At 32.3% G+C, this 17,748-nt stretch carries 18 protein-coding genes and 1 tRNA gene; 14 read left to right on the forward strand and 5 right to left on the reverse strand.

Features of this window, described 5'->3' with window-relative positions:
• The first annotated feature begins 3 nt into the window (after positions 1–3).
• From ABW636_RS02450 to ABW636_RS02470, 5 genes are all read left to right on the forward strand, one after another.
• Positions 4–420, forward strand: a complete 417-nt coding sequence (locus ABW636_RS02450) for a cyclic nucleotide-binding domain-containing protein (RefSeq protein WP_367588366.1) — start codon at positions 4–6, stop codon at positions 418–420.
• 251 nt (positions 421–671) lie between these two features.
• Positions 672–1,412 carry an MBL fold metallo-hydrolase gene (locus ABW636_RS02455; RefSeq protein ID WP_367588367.1) on the forward strand — a complete coding sequence of 247 codons (741 nt, stop codon included), beginning with the start codon at positions 672–674 and terminating at the stop codon, positions 1,410–1,412.
• A 167-nt stretch (positions 1,413–1,579) separates the two neighbouring features.
• Positions 1,580–1,990, forward strand: coding sequence for a hypothetical protein (locus ABW636_RS02460; RefSeq protein WP_367588368.1), 411 nt, complete (start codon positions 1,580–1,582; stop codon positions 1,988–1,990).
• Between the two features lie 103 nt (positions 1,991–2,093).
• Positions 2,094–2,408, forward strand: coding sequence for a GNAT family N-acetyltransferase (locus tag ABW636_RS02465; protein ID WP_367588489.1), 315 nt, complete (start codon positions 2,094–2,096; stop codon positions 2,406–2,408).
• Positions 2,409–2,739: 331 nt separating this feature from the next.
• Entirely contained in the window at positions 2,740–3,159 is a 420-nt protein-coding gene (locus tag ABW636_RS02470; RefSeq protein ID WP_367588369.1) for a 5-fold beta-flower protein, read from the forward strand.
• A 597-nt stretch (positions 3,160–3,756) separates the two neighbouring features.
• Here the strand turns inward: ABW636_RS02470 and ABW636_RS02475 are convergent.
• The 3 genes from ABW636_RS02475 to ABW636_RS02485 form a co-directional block, all read right to left on the reverse strand.
• A tRNA-His gene (locus tag ABW636_RS02475) sits at positions 3,757–3,832 on the reverse strand.
• Between the two features lie 60 nt (positions 3,833–3,892).
• The gene (bshB1, locus tag ABW636_RS02480; RefSeq protein ID WP_367588370.1) at positions 3,893–4,609 is read right to left on the reverse strand and encodes a bacillithiol biosynthesis deacetylase BshB1; all 717 of its coding nucleotides are present in this window, start codon (positions 4,607–4,609) and stop codon (positions 3,893–3,895) included.
• Positions 4,610–4,800: 191 nt separating this feature from the next.
• Positions 4,801–6,960, reverse strand: coding sequence for a tetratricopeptide repeat-containing hybrid sensor histidine kinase/response regulator (locus ABW636_RS02485; protein WP_367588371.1), 2,160 nt, complete (start codon positions 6,958–6,960; stop codon positions 4,801–4,803).
• 346 nt (positions 6,961–7,306) lie between these two features.
• On the opposite strand from ABW636_RS02485, the gene ABW636_RS02490 reads away from it, so the two are divergent.
• The 9 genes from ABW636_RS02490 (at position 7,307) to ribB (ending at position 15,521) form a co-directional block, all read left to right on the forward strand.
• Complete coding sequence (locus tag ABW636_RS02490) at positions 7,307–7,945, forward strand: peroxiredoxin (RefSeq protein WP_367588372.1); 639 nt, start codon at positions 7,307–7,309, stop codon at positions 7,943–7,945.
• A gap of 77 nt (positions 7,946–8,022) precedes the next feature.
• Entirely contained in the window at positions 8,023–8,337 is a 315-nt protein-coding gene (locus ABW636_RS02495) for a thioredoxin family protein (RefSeq protein ID WP_367588373.1), read from the forward strand.
• Positions 8,318–8,575, forward strand: coding sequence for a DUF6952 family protein (locus tag ABW636_RS02500; RefSeq protein ID WP_367588374.1), 258 nt, complete (start codon positions 8,318–8,320; stop codon positions 8,573–8,575). The genes ABW636_RS02495 and ABW636_RS02500 overlap by 20 nt, the downstream gene beginning before the upstream one ends.
• Before the next feature lie 94 nt (positions 8,576–8,669).
• Entirely contained in the window at positions 8,670–9,170 is a 501-nt protein-coding gene (tpx, locus tag ABW636_RS02505) for a thiol peroxidase (protein ID WP_367588375.1), read from the forward strand.
• A 12-nt stretch (positions 9,171–9,182) separates the two neighbouring features.
• On the forward strand, positions 9,183–9,551 hold the full coding sequence (locus ABW636_RS02510) for a diacylglycerol kinase family protein (RefSeq protein WP_367588376.1): 369 nt from the start codon (positions 9,183–9,185) through the stop codon (positions 9,549–9,551).
• Between the two features lie 66 nt (positions 9,552–9,617).
• Positions 9,618–12,077, forward strand: coding sequence for an FtsK/SpoIIIE family DNA translocase (locus ABW636_RS02515; protein ID WP_367588377.1), 2,460 nt, complete (start codon positions 9,618–9,620; stop codon positions 12,075–12,077).
• Between the two features lie 59 nt (positions 12,078–12,136).
• Complete coding sequence (gene lolA1, locus ABW636_RS02520) at positions 12,137–12,772, forward strand: outer membrane lipoprotein periplasmic chaperone LolA1 (protein ID WP_367588378.1); 636 nt, start codon at positions 12,137–12,139, stop codon at positions 12,770–12,772.
• 103 nt (positions 12,773–12,875) lie between these two features.
• Positions 12,876–14,318 (forward strand): LptF/LptG family permease, encoded by a 1,443-nt coding sequence (locus tag ABW636_RS02525; protein WP_367588379.1) that lies wholly within the window; start codon positions 12,876–12,878, stop codon positions 14,316–14,318.
• 48 nt (positions 14,319–14,366) lie between these two features.
• The gene (gene ribB / locus ABW636_RS02530; protein WP_367588380.1) at positions 14,367–15,521 is read left to right on the forward strand and encodes a 3,4-dihydroxy-2-butanone-4-phosphate synthase; all 1,155 of its coding nucleotides are present in this window, start codon (positions 14,367–14,369) and stop codon (positions 15,519–15,521) included.
• A 180-nt stretch (positions 15,522–15,701) separates the two neighbouring features.
• Here the strand turns inward: ribB and ABW636_RS02535 are convergent, their stop codons facing one another.
• Together ABW636_RS02535 and ABW636_RS02540 are read right to left on the reverse strand one after the other, a co-directional pair.
• A complete protein-coding gene (locus tag ABW636_RS02535) occupies positions 15,702–16,919 on the reverse strand; it encodes a DegT/DnrJ/EryC1/StrS family aminotransferase (RefSeq protein WP_367588381.1) in 1,218 nt (405 codons plus the stop codon).
• Positions 16,920–17,047: 128 nt separating this feature from the next.
• Positions 17,048–17,677, reverse strand: coding sequence for an NAD(P)H-dependent oxidoreductase (locus ABW636_RS02540; protein WP_367588382.1), 630 nt, complete (start codon positions 17,675–17,677; stop codon positions 17,048–17,050).
• Positions 17,678–17,748: the final 71 nt, after the last annotated feature.

Consider the following 17,748-nt stretch of genomic DNA (forward strand, 5'->3'; position numbering starts at 1 on the left):
AAAATGACCCTCGAACTTAAAGAAATATCACAATTTTTTGAAATCAAATACCCTCTTAATAAAGAAGGCTTAAGAGAATTGCTTTCTTTGTTCAAAATAGCGAGATTTAAAAAAGGAAGTCAAATTTTGATATCAGAAAATGAAGAAAAAGAACTACGTTTTTTAAACCAAGGTGTTATAAGAGAGTATTATGCTGCTTCAGAAAAAGAAACCAATATTAATTTTTATACGAAACCGCAATTCATAACAGATTTATCATCATTCAACAATGACTTGAAAACCAAAAAGAATCAGGAGAGTCTTACAGACATTGAGCTACTAAGTATTGATAAAAAAGCATTTCGAGAATTGCTGCAAAAGTATGAATGCGGGAAGTCTTTTATAGACTTGTCATTTCAGAAATTGTTACGTCAAAAGTAACTATTAGAGTATAATAGGTTAACAAAAACAGCTGATGAATTGTATAAAGAATTGTTTATCTATAGACCGCATTGGTTAGAAAAAGTTCCTCAATACCATATCGCTTCTTACTTAAATGTTACTCCAGAAACCCTTAGTCGTATTAGAAAAAGGATTTCTTGATTTGGATCAATGAAAATTTAAGTTTTCATTCTCAGTTTTGTACCTACAAATACAACGTTATGAGAATACACCATATAAGAAATGCCACAATGATAATCGAAACGAATGATAAAGTCATTCTGGTTGACCCAATGTTAGGTCGAAAAGGAGCTGCTGGACCAACATTTACGTTGTTTCGGTTTAAGCCTCAAAGAAATCCAATTGTAAATCTTTTTGATAATGCGATGGAAATAGTTGATAAAACTACACATTGTTTAATTACACATTTACACCCCGATCATTTGGATAAAGTAGCAGAAAAATTCTTGAAAAAGAAGCAAATCCCGGTAATTTGCAGTATTAAAGACGCTCGGCAGCTTAAAAAAAGAGGATTGAATGTGGTTCAAACTGTCAACTATTGGAAGCAGACCCAATTTTTAGAAGGCACAATCGAAGGGATTCCGGCAAAACACGGATATGGTTTTGTAGCCAAACCAATGGGAAATGTGATGGGCTTTTTTATCCAACTGCCTAATGAAAAATCTATTTATTTAAGCTCTGATACCATATATACAGAAGACGTTGATAAGGTACTTAAAGTATATAAACCCGAAATTAGTGTCGTGGCTTCTGGTACTGCGCAATTGGATATTTTTAAACCCTTATTAATGACCATGAACGATATTCTAAAATTTGTCAAAAATTCACCAGGAAAAGTCATAGCAAATCATTTAGAAGCTGTAAACCATTGTCCTACATCCAGAGAACAATTAGAAAAAGAGTTAGGTAAGCATGGACTCATAGAAAAAACATATATCCCTGATGATGGAGAGGTTATAGAAATTAAATAATTGAGGTATTAGGAATATATTTAGTATAAAGATTTATTGATCATAAAGAAGATCATTTTTTGTTAACCTAAGAGATAAAATCATATTAGAAGTATGACTAAATTTAGCCATTGTTATACTTAAAATAAGCATCGCAATGTCATTAATAATACAATATAAAAGGAGAAATGTTTTTAATAAAAAGAAAGATATCTGCATACACACATCATGATATTATTATTGGTGTTTTTAGAGCGTATAATGATGCAAAAAAGAATAGAGAGGTATATATAGAGAAATGTAAACAGAAAGATGAATGGGGAGAGAAGGGTTATAGAGAGGTCGATCTAGAAAAAGATATTACCATAGAAGATGTTTCTAAACTTATTAATAAGGAACAAACAGAGCATCTTAAACAGTTATTTGTTGTGAGCCTATTTGAAGAGGGATTTGGTCAAATAGTCAGAAAAATTGATACTATTTATACGGCGATCGATGAGGCAGAGAAATATGTTGAAGAAAAAGAATCTAAGGATTTAGAATATGAGCCTGGTTATTATAAGGTTGAAACAATCGAGATTAATTCTTCAAGATTTTAGACAGTGTTGTGTAAGCAAGCGTGAGATAATTAATTAAAAAATGATTGCAAATGATTGTAAGAAAGGCAATTGAGGAAGATTTTGATAAAGTGAGGAGGGAATCATATTAGGAACCTACATAATCAAACCTAATCAAATTGATTTAGGGAATCATATTGCGAATTGTAGTTATATGGTAAATCCAAACGCTCAAGGTAAAGGAGTAGGAAAAAAACTATGCGAACATTCTTTGCAAATAGCAAAAAAGAGAAAATTTGAAGGGATTCAATTTAATATCGTGGTAAGTACAAATGAAGGAGCTGTAGCCTTATGGAAAAAATATGGCTTTCAAATCATAGGGACGACACCTAATGGATTTAGACATTCTAAATTAGGATTAATAGATACTTATATTATGTATAAAAAACTTAATGCATAAGTCGATTTACCATGATAATATATTGCAGTAAAGAGTTCTTAAATCTTGATATATTTCCGTTTTAAAAAAATAAGTACCGACAACAAGGTGGTGTGCAAAATAGAATAGTTTTAGGCACAGATGTTGTAATAATTAATAGTGAAAAATATGATACTTATGTAATAGAAATGAGTTCTGTAAAAAAGGATTCAGGTATATATTTTAAAAGTTGGGTGACCAAAGAAAGTCACTTATGTCATTAAAATCAATATATAATTTTAGGCCCAACCCAAATTATAAGCAGAAAGACACCCTATATCATAAGAGATATTCTTAATTAAATCTAAGACTGATGAAAAAGATAGTATTTATTTCGATTTTATTATTGATTAGTAATTTTCTTAATGCTCAGACCTTGAAGGCGGCCAGTTACAGTACTATTGGCTATATAAAAGCTAATGGAACCATTCAAAATAGTAGTTATGCTACTGTGGGATATATTAAGAATGATGGCACTATACAAAACGGTAGTTATGCTACCATTGGCTATATAAAAAGCAATGGTGCGATACAAAATAATAGCTATGCTACGGTAGGTTATGTTAAAAATGATGGAACCATACAGAATAGTAGTTATGCCACCATTGGGTATATAAAGGATAATGGAACTGTTCAGAATAGTAGTTATGCTACTATAGGGTATGCCAAAGGGATTGATAAGAAATGGGCAGCTGTCGCATTTTTCTTTTTCAAGCTTATCTCTAATGATTAAAAATTACCATCAACGCCGCGTCTAATTTCCTTTTTACTCTTCAAAATATATTATTTTCTTAGGGAGTTTGATTATTCACTAGCCATAATAGTATAAAAACACAAAGCCTGAACATCATAAACATAATAAAACTTTAGGAGCTGTGAGGAAAACCATAAATATGGTATATCTAGGATTGCTATCTTTAGTTTATACTTAATTTGATAGAAAACAGTCGTTTAGTATTAATTAAAATCATTTTTAATATGGATATTTTACAATGGCTAAGTTTTCAAATATATCGATGGAAAAAATGGACACAAGGAAAATGTGCTTGTTATAACCCAAGCACGTCTTATTCTGGGTATTGCCTAAAGTGTTATAAGAATTTTTGATACGATATTAATCTTTGATATTTGGAGTTCTACTTATTACTATGTATTAAGTAAGGGGTTTATTGTTCTTAATTTAGCTTTCATTTATTATAAAATCTATCATAAGCTTTCCGTAAAATTTTAGTGCGAATTTATAGTTTTTTAGCGCAGTTATGCAAAGTAAGGATGATGTAAGTAGGGAGTAAAGATAAGAAAACCTCGCTATTAGCGAGGTTTTCAATACGGGTGGAAGATCGGTCTCGAACCGACGACCTCCTGAACCACAATCAGGCGCTCTAACCAACTGAGCTACAACCACCGTTTTAATTATGGCTGCAAAAATAAAGTATTTCTTCGTTTCTGCAAAACATTTTTTTAAATTAAATTAAGTCAAAAATAGAATTGACTGCTACATAGCGTTCTACAGTGAACCCTTCTGCATATTTTACATTAATAATTCTTCCTAAATCGGCTGCACGGTACTTAACACTATCCAAAAAGTTCTTGCTAGAGATAGGAGTAGCTGGTTCTTTGCTATTGTTGTCATAAAATTGAGAGGAATACGCTTTTACGCTTTCCATCTTTTTGTCAATATGGTTACTTATATCTACTACAAAATCAGGTTCAATATTTAACCACTGGATATAGTGATATACATGCTTAGGTCTCCAGGGATCTTGGGTAACACCATCGATCGAGGTTTCAATTTTTCTTAACCCAGATAAAAAACAAGCATCACTAGTAAGACTGCTACCTTTACCATGATCTATATGGCGATCTTTTATAGCGTTACATAATACAATTTCTGGTTGATACTTACGTAATACTTTGATAATCTCTAGTTGATGGTTCTTATCATTAATAAAAAAACCATCCTTAAATGCAAGATTTTTGCGAATAGAGACTCCTAATATATCAGAAGCTTTTTTAGCTTCTAGGTCCCTTATTTCGGGTGTTCCTCTGGTACCAAGTTCCCCTCGGGTAAGGTCTAAAATACCAACTTTTTTTCCGTTTGCAATTTCTTTTGCAATAGTACCAGAACAACTTAGTTCTACATCATCAGGATGGGCACCAATTGCCAAAATATCTAATTTCATATGTGTTTTTTCTTAATTTCTTATGTATACAAGTAAAAAACATTTTGTAGCATAGAATGAATCTACAGTAGTTTAGAAATGTAATTTTAATAGCATTTGATACATAATCGAGATAAAATTATAATTTTATAAGGAAACTGAATAGAGTTTAAGGGAATTATAACCTTTGTTCAAAAAGATGATTCACTAAATTAGTTCATTTTTACTTTAGAAATGTTTCTCATGATGGTCTGAAAAAATTGCTGTGTATCATATGGTTTTATAATAATATCACTCATTCCTACAGATAAGGCTTGATTCTTTATCTCTCCCTCTTCTACCGCGGTTAATGCAATAATAGGAACCGTTTTGTTAAAAGTTCGTATTACCTTTGTAGCCTCCAAGCCATTCATTTCTGGCATATTGATATCCATTAGTACAAGATCAAACTTTTCATTTTTTAAGAGATTAATAGCATCCATACCATTGTTAGCAATATTACACGTATATCCTTTCTTTTTTAGAATATTTTGAGTCACGATTTGGTTAATTCTATTGTCATCTACAATGAGAATATAAAAATTGCTGGTTCCAATACTTAAATTTTCTCCTGTATTTAATGAAATCTCTTGCCCTTTTATGGCTTTTTCATATGCGAGATCAAAGTAAAACTCAGACCCTTTATTCTCTTCACTTTTAATATAAATCTCACTATTATGAAGCTGAATAAGCTTTTTCACAATAGCCAATCCAAGCCCTGTACCTTCATATTCCTGATTTTCATTTTTTACTTGGGCAAAGTTGTCAAAAATAGTTTTTTGTTTGTTTTGTGGTATTCCAATACCATCATCCTTAATAATAAAACGTAATTTATAACTATCGTCTTTAGCTTCGAGACAATTTACATTTACCCAAATATTTCCATTTTTAGTAAACTTAAGCGCATTACCAATTAAGTTTATTAATATTTGAGATAATCGTATCGAATCTCCGAGTAGGGTAGAGTTTATTTTTTCATCAATAGAAATGTGTACATTATTACTATTACTTTTTTGTTTGGTTTGAAGAGAGTTTACAATTCCTTCAATAAGTTTTCTTAGATCAAAAGATACTTTTTCTAGAACTACCTCATTTGTTTCTATTTTACTAAGCTGAAGTACATCATTAATCAGTGCCAATAGATAATCTCCAGAAAACTTTAACGATTCTAGGTACTCATGAGCTTTTTTCTCATCAGGATTTTCCATGAGAAGCGAAGTAAGCCCAATAACACCATATAGCGGAGTTCTAAGTTCATGACTTACAGTAGAAATAAACTGAGATTTTAACGTAGATACTTGTTCTGCGGTTTCTTTTGCACTAATAAGTTCCTTGTTTTTATCAATAAGATCATTATTAAGCTTTTTCTTTTGTAAGTTATTTCTGTACGAACTAATTAAAAAAGTTAAGGAAGTAAGGATCAATACAATTCCCAGAATAATACTAATCCTCCATTTCAAAACTTCAGATTCACTTTCTTTTTGCTCTGATTCTGCTTTTTTTGCTTTAGTCTTATATAGGTCAACTTCGTATTTAATATTTGCACGACGAAGCTCTTTAAGTTTCTTAAAATCTTTTGCTTTTAATATATTTTGAAACTGCTTCTTTTGGTAGTTGTAGGCTTTCTGAAAATCTTTTTGTTTTCTATAAAGTTCTGATTTGGTTTCATAAGCAATTGCAAGTTCTTCAAAATAAGTAGAGATTAACTCGTCATTGTTTTTAGTATTTTTAGTTTCGCTTATTGCAAAACTTATTGCTTCATTGGTGTATTCTTCTGATTTTTCATAGCGCCTAACACTTAGAAAATAACGTCCTAAAAGTCCATTTAATTTTGTTTTAACAAGATTTGAAGATTTTGTATGTACCAATTTTCTGGCGGGAGATAAATATTGGTAGGCGCTTTCAAAATCATTCTTGCCAATGTAATACTCCCCAAGATTTAACAAAGGCCGTATCATTCTTGAAGTATCATTCAGTTTGAAAGCAAAATCATACGATTTCTTATAATGTGCAACTCCTTTTATTCTGGTTAACTCGTTTTGAGTATATACTCGAGCCAAATTATTATATAAGTCGGTTTCTAATACTTTACTATTAGAGCTTCTTGCATGAGTTAATGCCCGACTATAATTACTTCTTGCTTTATTGTTGTCCTCACTAATTTCATAATTTTTGGCTATTATATTATAGATGTGAGCAAGACTTTCATCATCATTATTATATTTTGCATTTTGTAAAGCGGCTTTAGCAATCTCAAGGGATTGCTCGTATTTATATTCTTCCTGAAGTTTTTCGGCTTTTGCAATATAACTTTGAATACTGTCTGAAGCCAAAGATTGGGATTGTAGTATAAATGTACAACCCAGTAATGTCACTAAGCAAATATGTCGAAGTAGGCTTATCAATAGTAAGGTTTCTAAAAAGTCTTGTTAAGCGAAAATACAAAAATAGATCGAAGGGAGTGCACTTCACCGTAAAAAAAGTGCTATTTATCCGTAATTTATGTAGGTTATTAGTGTAATTTGTAGGATTTTTGTTAACTTTTGATGTGATTCAAGCTATGATTAGTAAAAACTATTTTGATATAAGGAATTAAAATTATGTAGTAATGAATGTTTATGAAGGAGGTGTATATTTGTATGATAATTATTAATCATATAAAATTTAAAAAATTAAAGTATGGCATTTGTAGGTAAAAAATTCCCAAATATTGACGTTGATGCAATGAACGACATGGGGGATACTTTTAAGCTTAACGTTTTGGAAGAGGCTAAAAATAATAATAAAAAAGTATTGCTTTTTTGGTATCCAAAAGATTTTACATTTGTTTGTCCGACAGAATTACATGCATTTCAAGAAGCATTAAAAGAATTCGAAAAGAGAAATACTGTTGTAATAGGAGCTTCTTGCGATACTCCAGAAGTGCATTTTGCATGGTTAAATACTTCTAAAGATAACGGAGGTATAGAAGGCGTAACATATCCAATCCTTGCAGATTCTAACCGTAATCTATCCAGTACATTAGGTATTTTAGATATTACAAATGAATCTTATAATGAAGAAACTGGTGTTGTTACAGTAGAAGGAGATAATGTAACTTATCGTGCTACTTATTTGATAGATGAAGAAGGAACTGTTTTTCATGAAGGTGTGAATCATATGCCTGTAGGAAGAAATGTTGCAGAATTTTTACGTCTGATAGATGCCTATTCTCATGTTCAAAAGAATGGAGAAGTATGCCCTGCAAACTGGGAAGAAGGTAAAGAGGCAATGAATGCTAACAGAGAAGGAGTTGCATCATACTTAGCAGCTAATTAATAAAATATTTTGCTCTAAAAGTTCTCTAGAGATATGATGTTTCTAGAGAACTTTTTTTAACTTAAAACTTAGCACGTATGTTACAAGAATTAGATTCAGATAACCTGTCAGAATTGGTAAATGGTAATGAGACTGTAATTGTACAATATTCCGCTTCCTGGTGTGGGAACTGTAGAATTATGAAACCAAAATTTAAGAAATTGGCTTCAGAAAATGAACAAGTTGTTTTTGTAATTGTAGATGCAGAAAAGTTTCCAGAATCTAGAAAAATGGCCACGGTAGACAATTTGCCTACTTTTGCAACCTTTAAAAAAGGAAACTTTGTGAATCAGGCTCAAACAAATAAATTTGACATTCTTAAAGAATTAGTGAATGAGGTTACCAATAATTAAGCACCTGGTACGTTTTATACAGGAAAATGATGAAGATTTTATTGTAGAAACCATCGAAACTTTAGAATCAATAACAGAGGTTTCTTCTCTTAAAGATGAAGAATTAGATGTAGTAGGGGAGCTTATTTCTAATATGTACGGAGCTCTAGAGGTAGAAAAAAAGGTAAGAGAAGGCGTGTCTCAGAAAGAAGCTCTTAACGATTTTATGAAACGAGTAGAAGGGGCTATTGATTCTTGATTATTTTAAAGAAGGTATTTAATTTTGAAAAAATACTTTAGATAGTATCATATAATCTTATTAATTTTAGAAACACAAAAACAAATCATTTATTATGGCTTCAATAACATTAAAAGGAAACGCAATTAATACGATAGGAAGATTACCTGAGGTAGGGCAGACTGCTCCCGATTTCGAATTGGTAAAAACAGACTTATCAACGATAAAATTATCAGACTATAAGGGATCAAGAGTTGTGTTAAACGTTTTCCCATCAATAGATACAGGAATTTGTGCAGCTTCGGTTCGCGAATTTAATAAAGAAGCAGGTAGCTTGTCAAATACCAAGGTACTATGTATTTCTCATGACTTACCTTTTGCTCAAGATCGTTTTTGCGGCGCAGAGGGAATAGAAAATGTAACCAACCTTTCTGATTATAGAGCAGGTGAGTTTGGTAAAAATTATGGATTAGAAATAGCAGACGGACCTTTACAAGGATTACACTCCAGAGTGGTAATTGTTCTTGATGAGAATGGAACAGTTCAGTATACAGAACAAGTACCAGAAATAGTTCAGGAACCAGATTATGCTGCAGCACTTAAAACATTATCTTAGTTGTTAGATTATATGAGTAAAATTTTAAAATTTGTTACAGGTAGACTTAGAGGTGTGCGGTATGCTTTTAAAGGTGCTTTGATGCTTTTGAAGACAGAACCAAGCATACAAGTACAAGCAGTAATAGGGATACTTATGACAGGTTTAGGTTTTTATTTTCATATTACTACATTAGAATGGATGATGCAAATATTTGCTATTGGTTTGGTAATGAGTATAGAAGGTTTAAATACTACTGCCGAAGCAATAGCAGATTTTATTCATCCTGACTTTCATAATAAAATTGGTTTTATAAAAGATATCGCAGCAGGAGCTGTTTTTATAGCATCAATTACTGCCGTCATAATCGGGGTGTTAATCTATTTTCCGTATTTGAGATAGAAATTTTTTTAGCTTTTTTACGTTCCAATATAGATATTCGTATTTTTGCGATAATAGATCCAAAAAATGGCTAAAAGAAAGGTAAGCACCAAAAAGAAGACGGTAAAAAAAGCAAAAACTACATTAAAAGAAAAATTTATGCTATCTAGACAACAAAAAGTTGTTTTAGGTAGCTTCTTATTTTTTTTGGGTATAGGATTGTTTTTTGCTTTTGTTTCATTTTTTTTCAATTGGAGAATTGATCAAAGTGAAATTTCACAGTTCTATAATAGAACCTCTGCAACCAAAAATTGGCTTAGCAAATTTGGAGCGGCAGTAAGCCATTTCTTTATCTTTAAAGGATTTGGGATATCAGCATTGGTTATTCCTGTATTGACTTCGCTAACAGGAGTGTACATGTTTTTTGATTTAAATAAAAAACGACTTTTAGGATTTTGGTTTTGGGGGATGCTGGTAATGCTTTGGGTATCTGTAACTCTTGGTTTTGTTGAAAAAGAAGGAGGGTTACTGGCTGGTATTATTGGTTTTGAAACTAATGATTTTTTGAATGATTATATCGGATTTATAGGCACCGTTCTTGTACTTGCATTTTTTGCTATCATATATATAGTAGTTAGATTGCGATATACCCCAGAAAAAATTTCTGAATCATTAAAAAGTCCACAAAAAGATGTGTCCAGAGGTGATAGATCAAAATCAAACCACCTAAGTAAAGAACAAAAAGAACCAATACAGGAAAAAAATCCTCTTGTAGAAGAAGTAACCAATGGAGCGGTTATAGATACTACAGATAAGATAATGACCAATAATCATATTGATAAAAAAGAGGTAGAAAAAGAAATTGTATTAACTCCAAAAGTAAATGACCTATATAAAGAGACTATAAAAGATAATGATGCTGTAGAGAAATTGATTATCAAGTCCCAAGATAACCCAGAGGATATCGCGATGGAGGTCGAAACCACCGTCGAAGAAGAGGTGGTAGAAAACCTAAGTGATAAATTGGTAAAGGATTTTGGAGAGTTTGACCCTAAACTAGAATTAGGAAATTATAAGTTCCCTTCTATCGAATTATTAAAAGATTATTCTTCGAATACTGGTGGGATTACTATAGATCAAGGAGAGTTAGAAGAAAATAAAAATCGTATTGTAGAGACTCTTAAGAATTATAAGATTGGTATTGCACAAATCAAAGCTACTGTAGGACCTACTGTTACTTTATATGAAATTGTACCCGAGGCTGGCGTACGAATTTCAAAGATTAAAAATTTAGAAGATGATATCGCTTTGTCATTAGCGGCTTTAGGCATTAGAATTATTGCACCAATACCAGGAAAAGGAACGATAGGTATTGAAGTTCCAAACAAGAAGGCAACCATAGTGTCAATGCGCTCTGCTATCTCGTCTTCAAAGTTTCAAAAAGCAGAAATGGCACTTCCTCTATCTTTAGGTAAGACTATTTCTAATGAAACCTTTGTTGTAGATTTGGCGAAAATGCCACACCTATTAATGGCAGGAGCTACCGGGCAAGGAAAATCGGTAGGACTTAATGCCATCTTGACTTCTTTACTGTATAAAAAGCATCCAGCAGAAGTAAAATTTGTATTGGTAGATCCCAAAAAAGTAGAACTTACACTTTTTAATAAAATAGAAAGGCATTATCTAGCAAAATTACCAGATACAGAAGAAGCTATTATAACCGATAATACGAAGGTTATTAATACATTAAACTCCTTATGTATCGAAATGGATACCCGATATGACCTGCTAAAACAGGCGATGGTAAGAAATATTAAAGAATACAACGAGAAATTTAAAACGAGAAAATTAAATCCCGAAAATGGACATCGATTTTTACCTTATATCGTATTGGTAGTTGATGAGTTTGCAGATTTAATTATGACTGCAGGAAAAGAGGTTGAAACACCAATTGCGAGATTGGCTCAGTTAGCAAGGGCAATAGGTATACATTTGATTATTGCAACTCAAAGACCTTCGGTAAATGTTATAACTGGTATGATCAAAGCTAATTTCCCTGCCAGAATTGCATTTAGAGTGACATCAAAAATAGATTCTCGTACAATTTTGGATGCAGGAGGTGCTGATCAGCTTATTGGTAGAGGAGATATGCTATTTACTCAAGGTAATGATGTAGTGAGGATACAATGTGCTTTTGTAGATACTCCAGAAGTTGAACGTATCACAGAATACATAGGTAGTCAAAAGGCTTATCCCGATGCTCACCTGTTACCAGAATATGAAGGAGAAGAAAGTGGCACAAGTCTTGATATAGATAAGAAAGATAGAGATAAATTATTTGCAGAGGCAGCAGAAATAATTGTAACAGCACAACAAGGATCTGCGTCATTATTGCAAAGAAAGCTTAAATTAGGATACAACCGAGCAGGTAGATTAATAGATCAATTAGAAGCTGCAGGCATTGTTGGTCCTTTCGAGGGCAGTAAGGCTAGACAAGTTTTGGTTACAGATCTGGTAGCATTGCAACAGCTATTAGACAACGAATAAGAGTCACTGTGAAATAAAAGATAAAGTATATTTAATAATTAACTGAAGAAATAATTAAAATGATTAAAAAAGTAATACTTCTACTATGTGTATTTAGCATATCTTCAATTCATGCACAAAATGCTAAAGAGTTATTAGATGAAGTTTCTAAAAAGGTAAAAGATTATAACAATATTGTTATTAATTTTAAATACGCTCTTAACAATCCGACAGAAAATGTTTCTCAGGAAACCAGAGGTGAAGTGACACTGCAAGGAAATAAATACCTTCTTAGCCTGATGGGTACAGAGCAAATGTACGATGGAAAAAAGTTACACGTGATCATTCCCGAAGATGAAGAGATCAATGTTTCTACACAAGATGAAGAGGATACTTCTAGTATTACTCCTTCAAAAATGCTGACGTTTTATGAAGATGGATACTCTTATAAGATGGATATTGTGCAAAATGTAAACGGAAGAAAAGTACAATATGTAAAATTAATGCCAATTGATTCTAAAAGCGATTTAAAAGAAATATTACTTGGTATTGATAAAGAAACAAAGCATATTTACAAAATGATTCAAAAGCAGAATAACGGAACCAATGTGACGATTACGGTAAATAGTTTTAAAACGAATCAACCGATTTCTAAAACCTTGTTTCTATTCGACGAATCTAAATATGAAAATTATTATATAAACCGCCTGGATTAAAACGTAAGCGGTTATTTAATAGATTTCAAAGAGCGAATGTGTTTACACATACGTTCTTTGATTTTTTTGGTAGATACCTTGACGATTTGAAAAAACAAAACGTGTGAAAATTCTTGACAAATACATAGTTACTACTTTTCTGAAGACTTTTTTTCCGCTCTTTATTATTATCATGTTTATTCTTTTATTGCAAACCATTTGGTTGTTTATATCAGAATTAGCGGGAAAAGACCTTGATCTTTCGGTAATAATGAAGTTTTTGGTATATGCAATGCCAAGGCTTTTTCCTATGGTACTACCACTTACCATATTGCTAAGTTCGATTATGATTTTTGGTAGTTTTGCAGAAAACTATGAATTTGCAGCCATGAAATCTTCTGGTATATCATTGCAAAGGGCCATGAGAACATTGTCAATCTTAGTCTTCTTTCTTGGGATAGGTGCTTTTATATTTGCAAACACGATTATGCCAATGGCAGAAAAAAGATTTATCAATCTTAGAAAGAATATTGTAAAAGTTAAACCGGCTTTGGTAATTACAGCAAATCAATTTAATGATTTGGGTGATATTAATATTAAGGTTTCAGAAAAATACGGAGATAATGATCAGTATCTTAGAGATGTTATCATACATAAAAAAGCAACTCGCCCTGGTAATTTTACAGTAATAAAAGCAGTAAGTGGAGAACTAAAGGGAAATAAAGATTCTGATTTGGTTACGCTAATACTTAATGATGGTAATCACTATGAAGAAGTTCAACAAACCTCTTATAAGAAAAGAAAGAAACAGCCATTTACAAAGACTTACTTTAAAAAGTATATTCTTAACATTGATTTATCAGAGTTAGGAGATGTTGATATTGATGCTCAGCAGCACAGTAAAGGTTATAACATGTTGGATGTAAATGAACTACAAGCAGAGATAGATACAATATCAGGTAGCATCAATAATGATTTGGAGAGAATGCAAAATCAGTTAACTGCAAGGATAGGATTCGATGGATTAAATAAAAACATAAAAATCGATTCACTAAAAACAACGACGAACGATACCTTGCAAATCAATGACTATTTTGATACTAAACAAAAAGTTAAAATATATCAAATGGCGACGAATAATGTCGAGGCGATTGCAAAAAATATGGAATCTACGAAGAGTACTCGATTAAGAAAGAAAAGAGGGTTAAATAAGTATGAGTTGTCATTGCATAATAAATATGTGTTAGGGATCTCCTGTATTATATTGTTTTTTGTAGGAGCACCATTAGGAGCTATTATTCGAAAAGGAGGGTTAGGGCTGCCTATGGTAATAGGTGTTGGCTTATTTCTTACGTATCATTTTGTGGGTATTTTTGCTAAAAATAGCGCAGAAGAGAATGGGATTCCTGTGTTTTTAGGTTCTTGGATATCAACAATAATTATATTCCCTTTAAGTATCTTTTTAACGTATAGAGCAGCCACCGACCAAAGCGTATTTAATATGGATATTATCGTTCAGCCCATAAAGAATTTCTTTACAAAACGATCTTCTAAATCCGAAAAATAGATTTCTTTTTAGATATCTTTGCAGAGTTAATATTATTATAAGTAGACTATGTCACAAAGTACCGAAATCAAAAATAAAGTTAAATTGAATACAATTCAGGAAGCCATTGACGATATTCGACAAGGTAAGGTAGTTATTGTGGTAGATGATGAAGATCGTGAGAATGAAGGCGATTTTATAGCAGCAGCAGATAAGGTAACACCAGAGATGATTAACTTTATGGCTACGCATGGTAGAGGGTTGATTTGTGCACCTCTTACAGAAGATCGCTGTAAAGAATTGAGTCTTGAAATGATGGTTCAGAATAATACTGTACTACATGAAACACAATTTACAGTATCAGTAGATTTAATTGGTAATGGTTGTACAACAGGGATTTCTGTTCATGATAGATCAAAGACTATAAAAGCTTTGGTAGATGAGGATACCAAACCACATGATTTGGGAAGACCCGGACATATTTTTCCATTACGAGCAAAAAATGGAGGAGTATTAAGACGTACAGGACATACAGAAGCTGCAGTAGATTTGGCAAGATTGGCTGGTTTGAAACCTGCAGGGATACTTGTAGAGATTTTGAATGAAGATGGAACTATGGCAAGGTTGCCACAATTAGTAGAAGTGGCGAGTAAATTTGATCTGAAACTAATTTCTATAGAAGATTTGGTAGCCTATAGAATGCAGCACGATTCTTTGATAGAAAAGAAAGAAGATTTTGATATTGTCACACGTTTTGGTAAGTATAGACTTCGAGCTTATCAACAAACTACCAATAATCAAGTACATATTGCATTGACTTTGGGCAACTGGAGCGAAGATGAACCGGTACTTACTAGAATTAACTCTACTTTGTTTAACAATGATATTCTTGGTACATTAACCAATAATGCAGATAAACGATTAGATGCAATGTTTAAACGAGTTAATACCGAAGGTAAGGGCGCTATTCTTTTTGTTAACCAAGAAAGACAATCACTTAATGTGCTAAGAAGATTAAGTGAGCTTAAGGAGATTCAAAATGGAAATGAGGTGGTGAGAGCCCCAAAAATAAAGATGGATGCCAAAGACTTTGGTATCGGAGCTCAAATTTTACATGATATCAATATCCATAAATTAAGATTAGTGTCTAATAATACTGTCCAACAAAAACGTGTTGGAATGATAGGGTATGGTTTAGAAATTGTAGAATATGTAAATTATTAATCAAATTTTATTGAAGCCTAAATTAAATAGGTTTCAAAAAAAATACAACTGTAAACTTAAAATCCCGAGATATACTGAACTTCTTTTCAGTATATCTCGGGATTTTTATTTTGATATCTTATTACGATTGACCTTTTCTAAGGTTAATACATTGAAGAGACTTGTCTCTACAGGTATGTTTTACAAATGTTTTTGTAGATTACTATTTGCTAAAACGCTTTTTACAGCTTCCGTCATTTTTAGAGCTCTTTCCTTTACTTGTTCTTCGGTCCAGCTAAGTTTGATTAAACAAGATACAGTACGACTCATCCATGCATCACTGGCTAGGTATGAAGTTTTATTCTGACGAAGACCTAATTGTACTTCTTGAGATAGTTTACCAAGTGATTTCTGTTCTAAAAGATGCTCCCATTTCTTATAATAATGCCAGTTATTATCGTACCAATAAAAACAAGCATCCACCCCATGTTCACCAAAAGCTTTATGAGTATTTCTTGCTAATTCCTCTGATGGTAAAAAGATACTTAGAAATGCATAGCTTTCTACTCCTGTTTCAGGAACGCTTCTAAAAGTAACTTCTGGTATTGATGATAGTGCATCACGTAAGATAGTATAATTCTTTTTCTGAACATCGATGGTGTGATCTAGTTTTCTTAACTGGGCAACACCTACAGCTGCATTTAATTCGGATATTCGGTAATTATATCCTAGAAAAGGATGACTTTCTGCTCCTCGGTCATTACCGATATGATCATGTCCGTGATCCTGATATTTATGTGCTCGATCTGCATACGTTTCAGAATTGGTAATAATAGCTCCTCCTTCTCCACAGGTAATAGTTTTTACATAATCAAAGGAAAAACAACCCAAATCCCCATAACTACCCAAAGGCTTTCCGTCATAAAACCCTCCTATAGCCTGGCAGGCATCTTCTAACAGGATTAGGTTATGTTGATCACAAATGTTTTTAAGCGCTTTAAGATCTGCCATAGATCCACACATATGAACAGGCATTATTGCCTTGGTTTTAGGAGTGATACTTTTTTCTACAGCTTCTGGACTAAGTGTAAGTGTGTCATCGATATCACATAAAACAGGAACTGCTCCTACAGATAGTATGGCTTCAAAACTTGCAACAAAAGTAAATGTAGGCATAATAACTTCGTCTCCAGATCCGATTCCGGCACAGGCAAGAGCAACTGTAAGTGCTGCGGTTCCGCTAGAAACTACCTGAGCATAGTTGACTTGCATTTTTTTAGCCAGATCTTTCTCAAGCTCTAAGGCTTTATGATGCCCATTTCGCATAGGATCAAACCCATACCTCATTAATACTCCGTTGTCCAAAACATCTTGAACTTCTTTTTGCTCTTCGGCACCAAATATCTCAAATCCTGGCATAGTTATCTTCTTAAAATTAAAAACTCTTTACGGCAAAAATACCGAAAAGAGTTTTGATTTTATAGTTGCTATTTTAGTTTTTTCGATATCTGATATAGATGTGTTAAACTAAAATAGTTAATATACAATTATATAGTAATGATAGTATCCCCAATAGGACGCCTTACTTTTTTAAATTCTGAAAACATATCATCTTCAGCTCTATATCCTATAGGTAACACCAATACCGATGAAAGACCTTTTTTATCAAGTTGAAGCACTTCATTGTATTTTTCAGGAATAAAACCTTCCATAGGACAAGCATCGATTTTTTCTAAGGCACATACTGTTAGTAAATTACCCATTGCAAGATATGCTTGTTTTGTTGCCCAGTTGGATATCTCTTCTTCTGGTTTGCTTTCAAAAGAAGATACCAGTTGTTCTTTAAAAGGTTTAAGTACTTCTTCTGGAGTATTTCGAGTCACTTTTACATGATCAAAGTATTTTTTTATATATTCTTCTCCTATGTTTTTTTCGATACAAAACACAAGTAGATGAGAAGCGTCAGCAACTTGTTTTTGATTCCATGAATGTTGGGTTAACTCATTTTGCAACTCTTTGTTTTTTATTACAACAAGTTTTAGAGGTTGTAAACCGTATGAGGTAGCCGTTAGGTTAAATGCTTCTATAAGTATATCTATTTTTTCTTGCGGAAGTATTCTCTCGTTATCAAATTTCTTTGTCGCATACCGCCATTTTAAACTATCTATAATATTCATCAGAAACTTTTTTAATTCAATGTAAAGATATTAGGAATGAAGCTATATTCATAGCTATTTACAAAAGAAAA

It is taken from the genome of Aquimarina discodermiae, assembly GCF_040786235.1.
GTDB lineage: Bacteria > Bacteroidota > Bacteroidia > Flavobacteriales > Flavobacteriaceae > Aquimarina.

What these genes read in the sequence shown, in the direction of transcription:
- ABW636_RS02450 (WP_367588366.1), top strand. Translation starts at nt 4, where the DNA reads ATGACCCTCGAACTTAAAGAAATATCACAATTTTTTGAAATCAAATAC.
- ABW636_RS02455 (WP_367588367.1), top strand. Translation starts at nt 672, where the DNA reads ATGATAATCGAAACGAATGATAAAGTCATTCTGGTTGACCCAATGTTA.
- ABW636_RS02460 (WP_367588368.1), top strand. Translation starts at nt 1,580, where the DNA reads ATGTTTTTAATAAAAAGAAAGATATCTGCATACACACATCATGATATT.
- ABW636_RS02470 (WP_367588369.1), top strand. Translation starts at nt 2,740, where the DNA reads ATGAAAAAGATAGTATTTATTTCGATTTTATTATTGATTAGTAATTTT.
- bshB1 (WP_367588370.1), bottom strand. Translation starts at nt 4,609, where the DNA reads ATGAAATTAGATATTTTGGCAATTGGTGCCCATCCTGATGATGTAGAA.
- ABW636_RS02490 (WP_367588372.1), top strand. Translation starts at nt 7,307, where the DNA reads ATGGCATTTGTAGGTAAAAAATTCCCAAATATTGACGTTGATGCAATG.
- ABW636_RS02495 (WP_367588373.1), top strand. Translation starts at nt 8,023, where the DNA reads ATGTTACAAGAATTAGATTCAGATAACCTGTCAGAATTGGTAAATGGT.
- ABW636_RS02500 (WP_367588374.1), top strand. Translation starts at nt 8,318, where the DNA reads ATGAGGTTACCAATAATTAAGCACCTGGTACGTTTTATACAGGAAAAT.
- tpx (WP_367588375.1), top strand. Translation starts at nt 8,670, where the DNA reads ATGGCTTCAATAACATTAAAAGGAAACGCAATTAATACGATAGGAAGA.
- ABW636_RS02510 (WP_367588376.1), top strand. Translation starts at nt 9,183, where the DNA reads ATGAGTAAAATTTTAAAATTTGTTACAGGTAGACTTAGAGGTGTGCGG.
- ABW636_RS02515 (WP_367588377.1), top strand. Translation starts at nt 9,618, where the DNA reads ATGGCTAAAAGAAAGGTAAGCACCAAAAAGAAGACGGTAAAAAAAGCA.
- lolA1 (WP_367588378.1), top strand. Translation starts at nt 12,137, where the DNA reads ATGATTAAAAAAGTAATACTTCTACTATGTGTATTTAGCATATCTTCA.
- ribB (WP_367588380.1), top strand. Translation starts at nt 14,367, where the DNA reads ATGTCACAAAGTACCGAAATCAAAAATAAAGTTAAATTGAATACAATT.
- ABW636_RS02535 (WP_367588381.1), bottom strand. Translation starts at nt 16,919, where the DNA reads ATGCCAGGATTTGAGATATTTGGTGCCGAAGAGCAAAAAGAAGTTCAA.
- ABW636_RS02540 (WP_367588382.1), bottom strand. Translation starts at nt 17,677, where the DNA reads ATGAATATTATAGATAGTTTAAAATGGCGGTATGCGACAAAGAAATTT.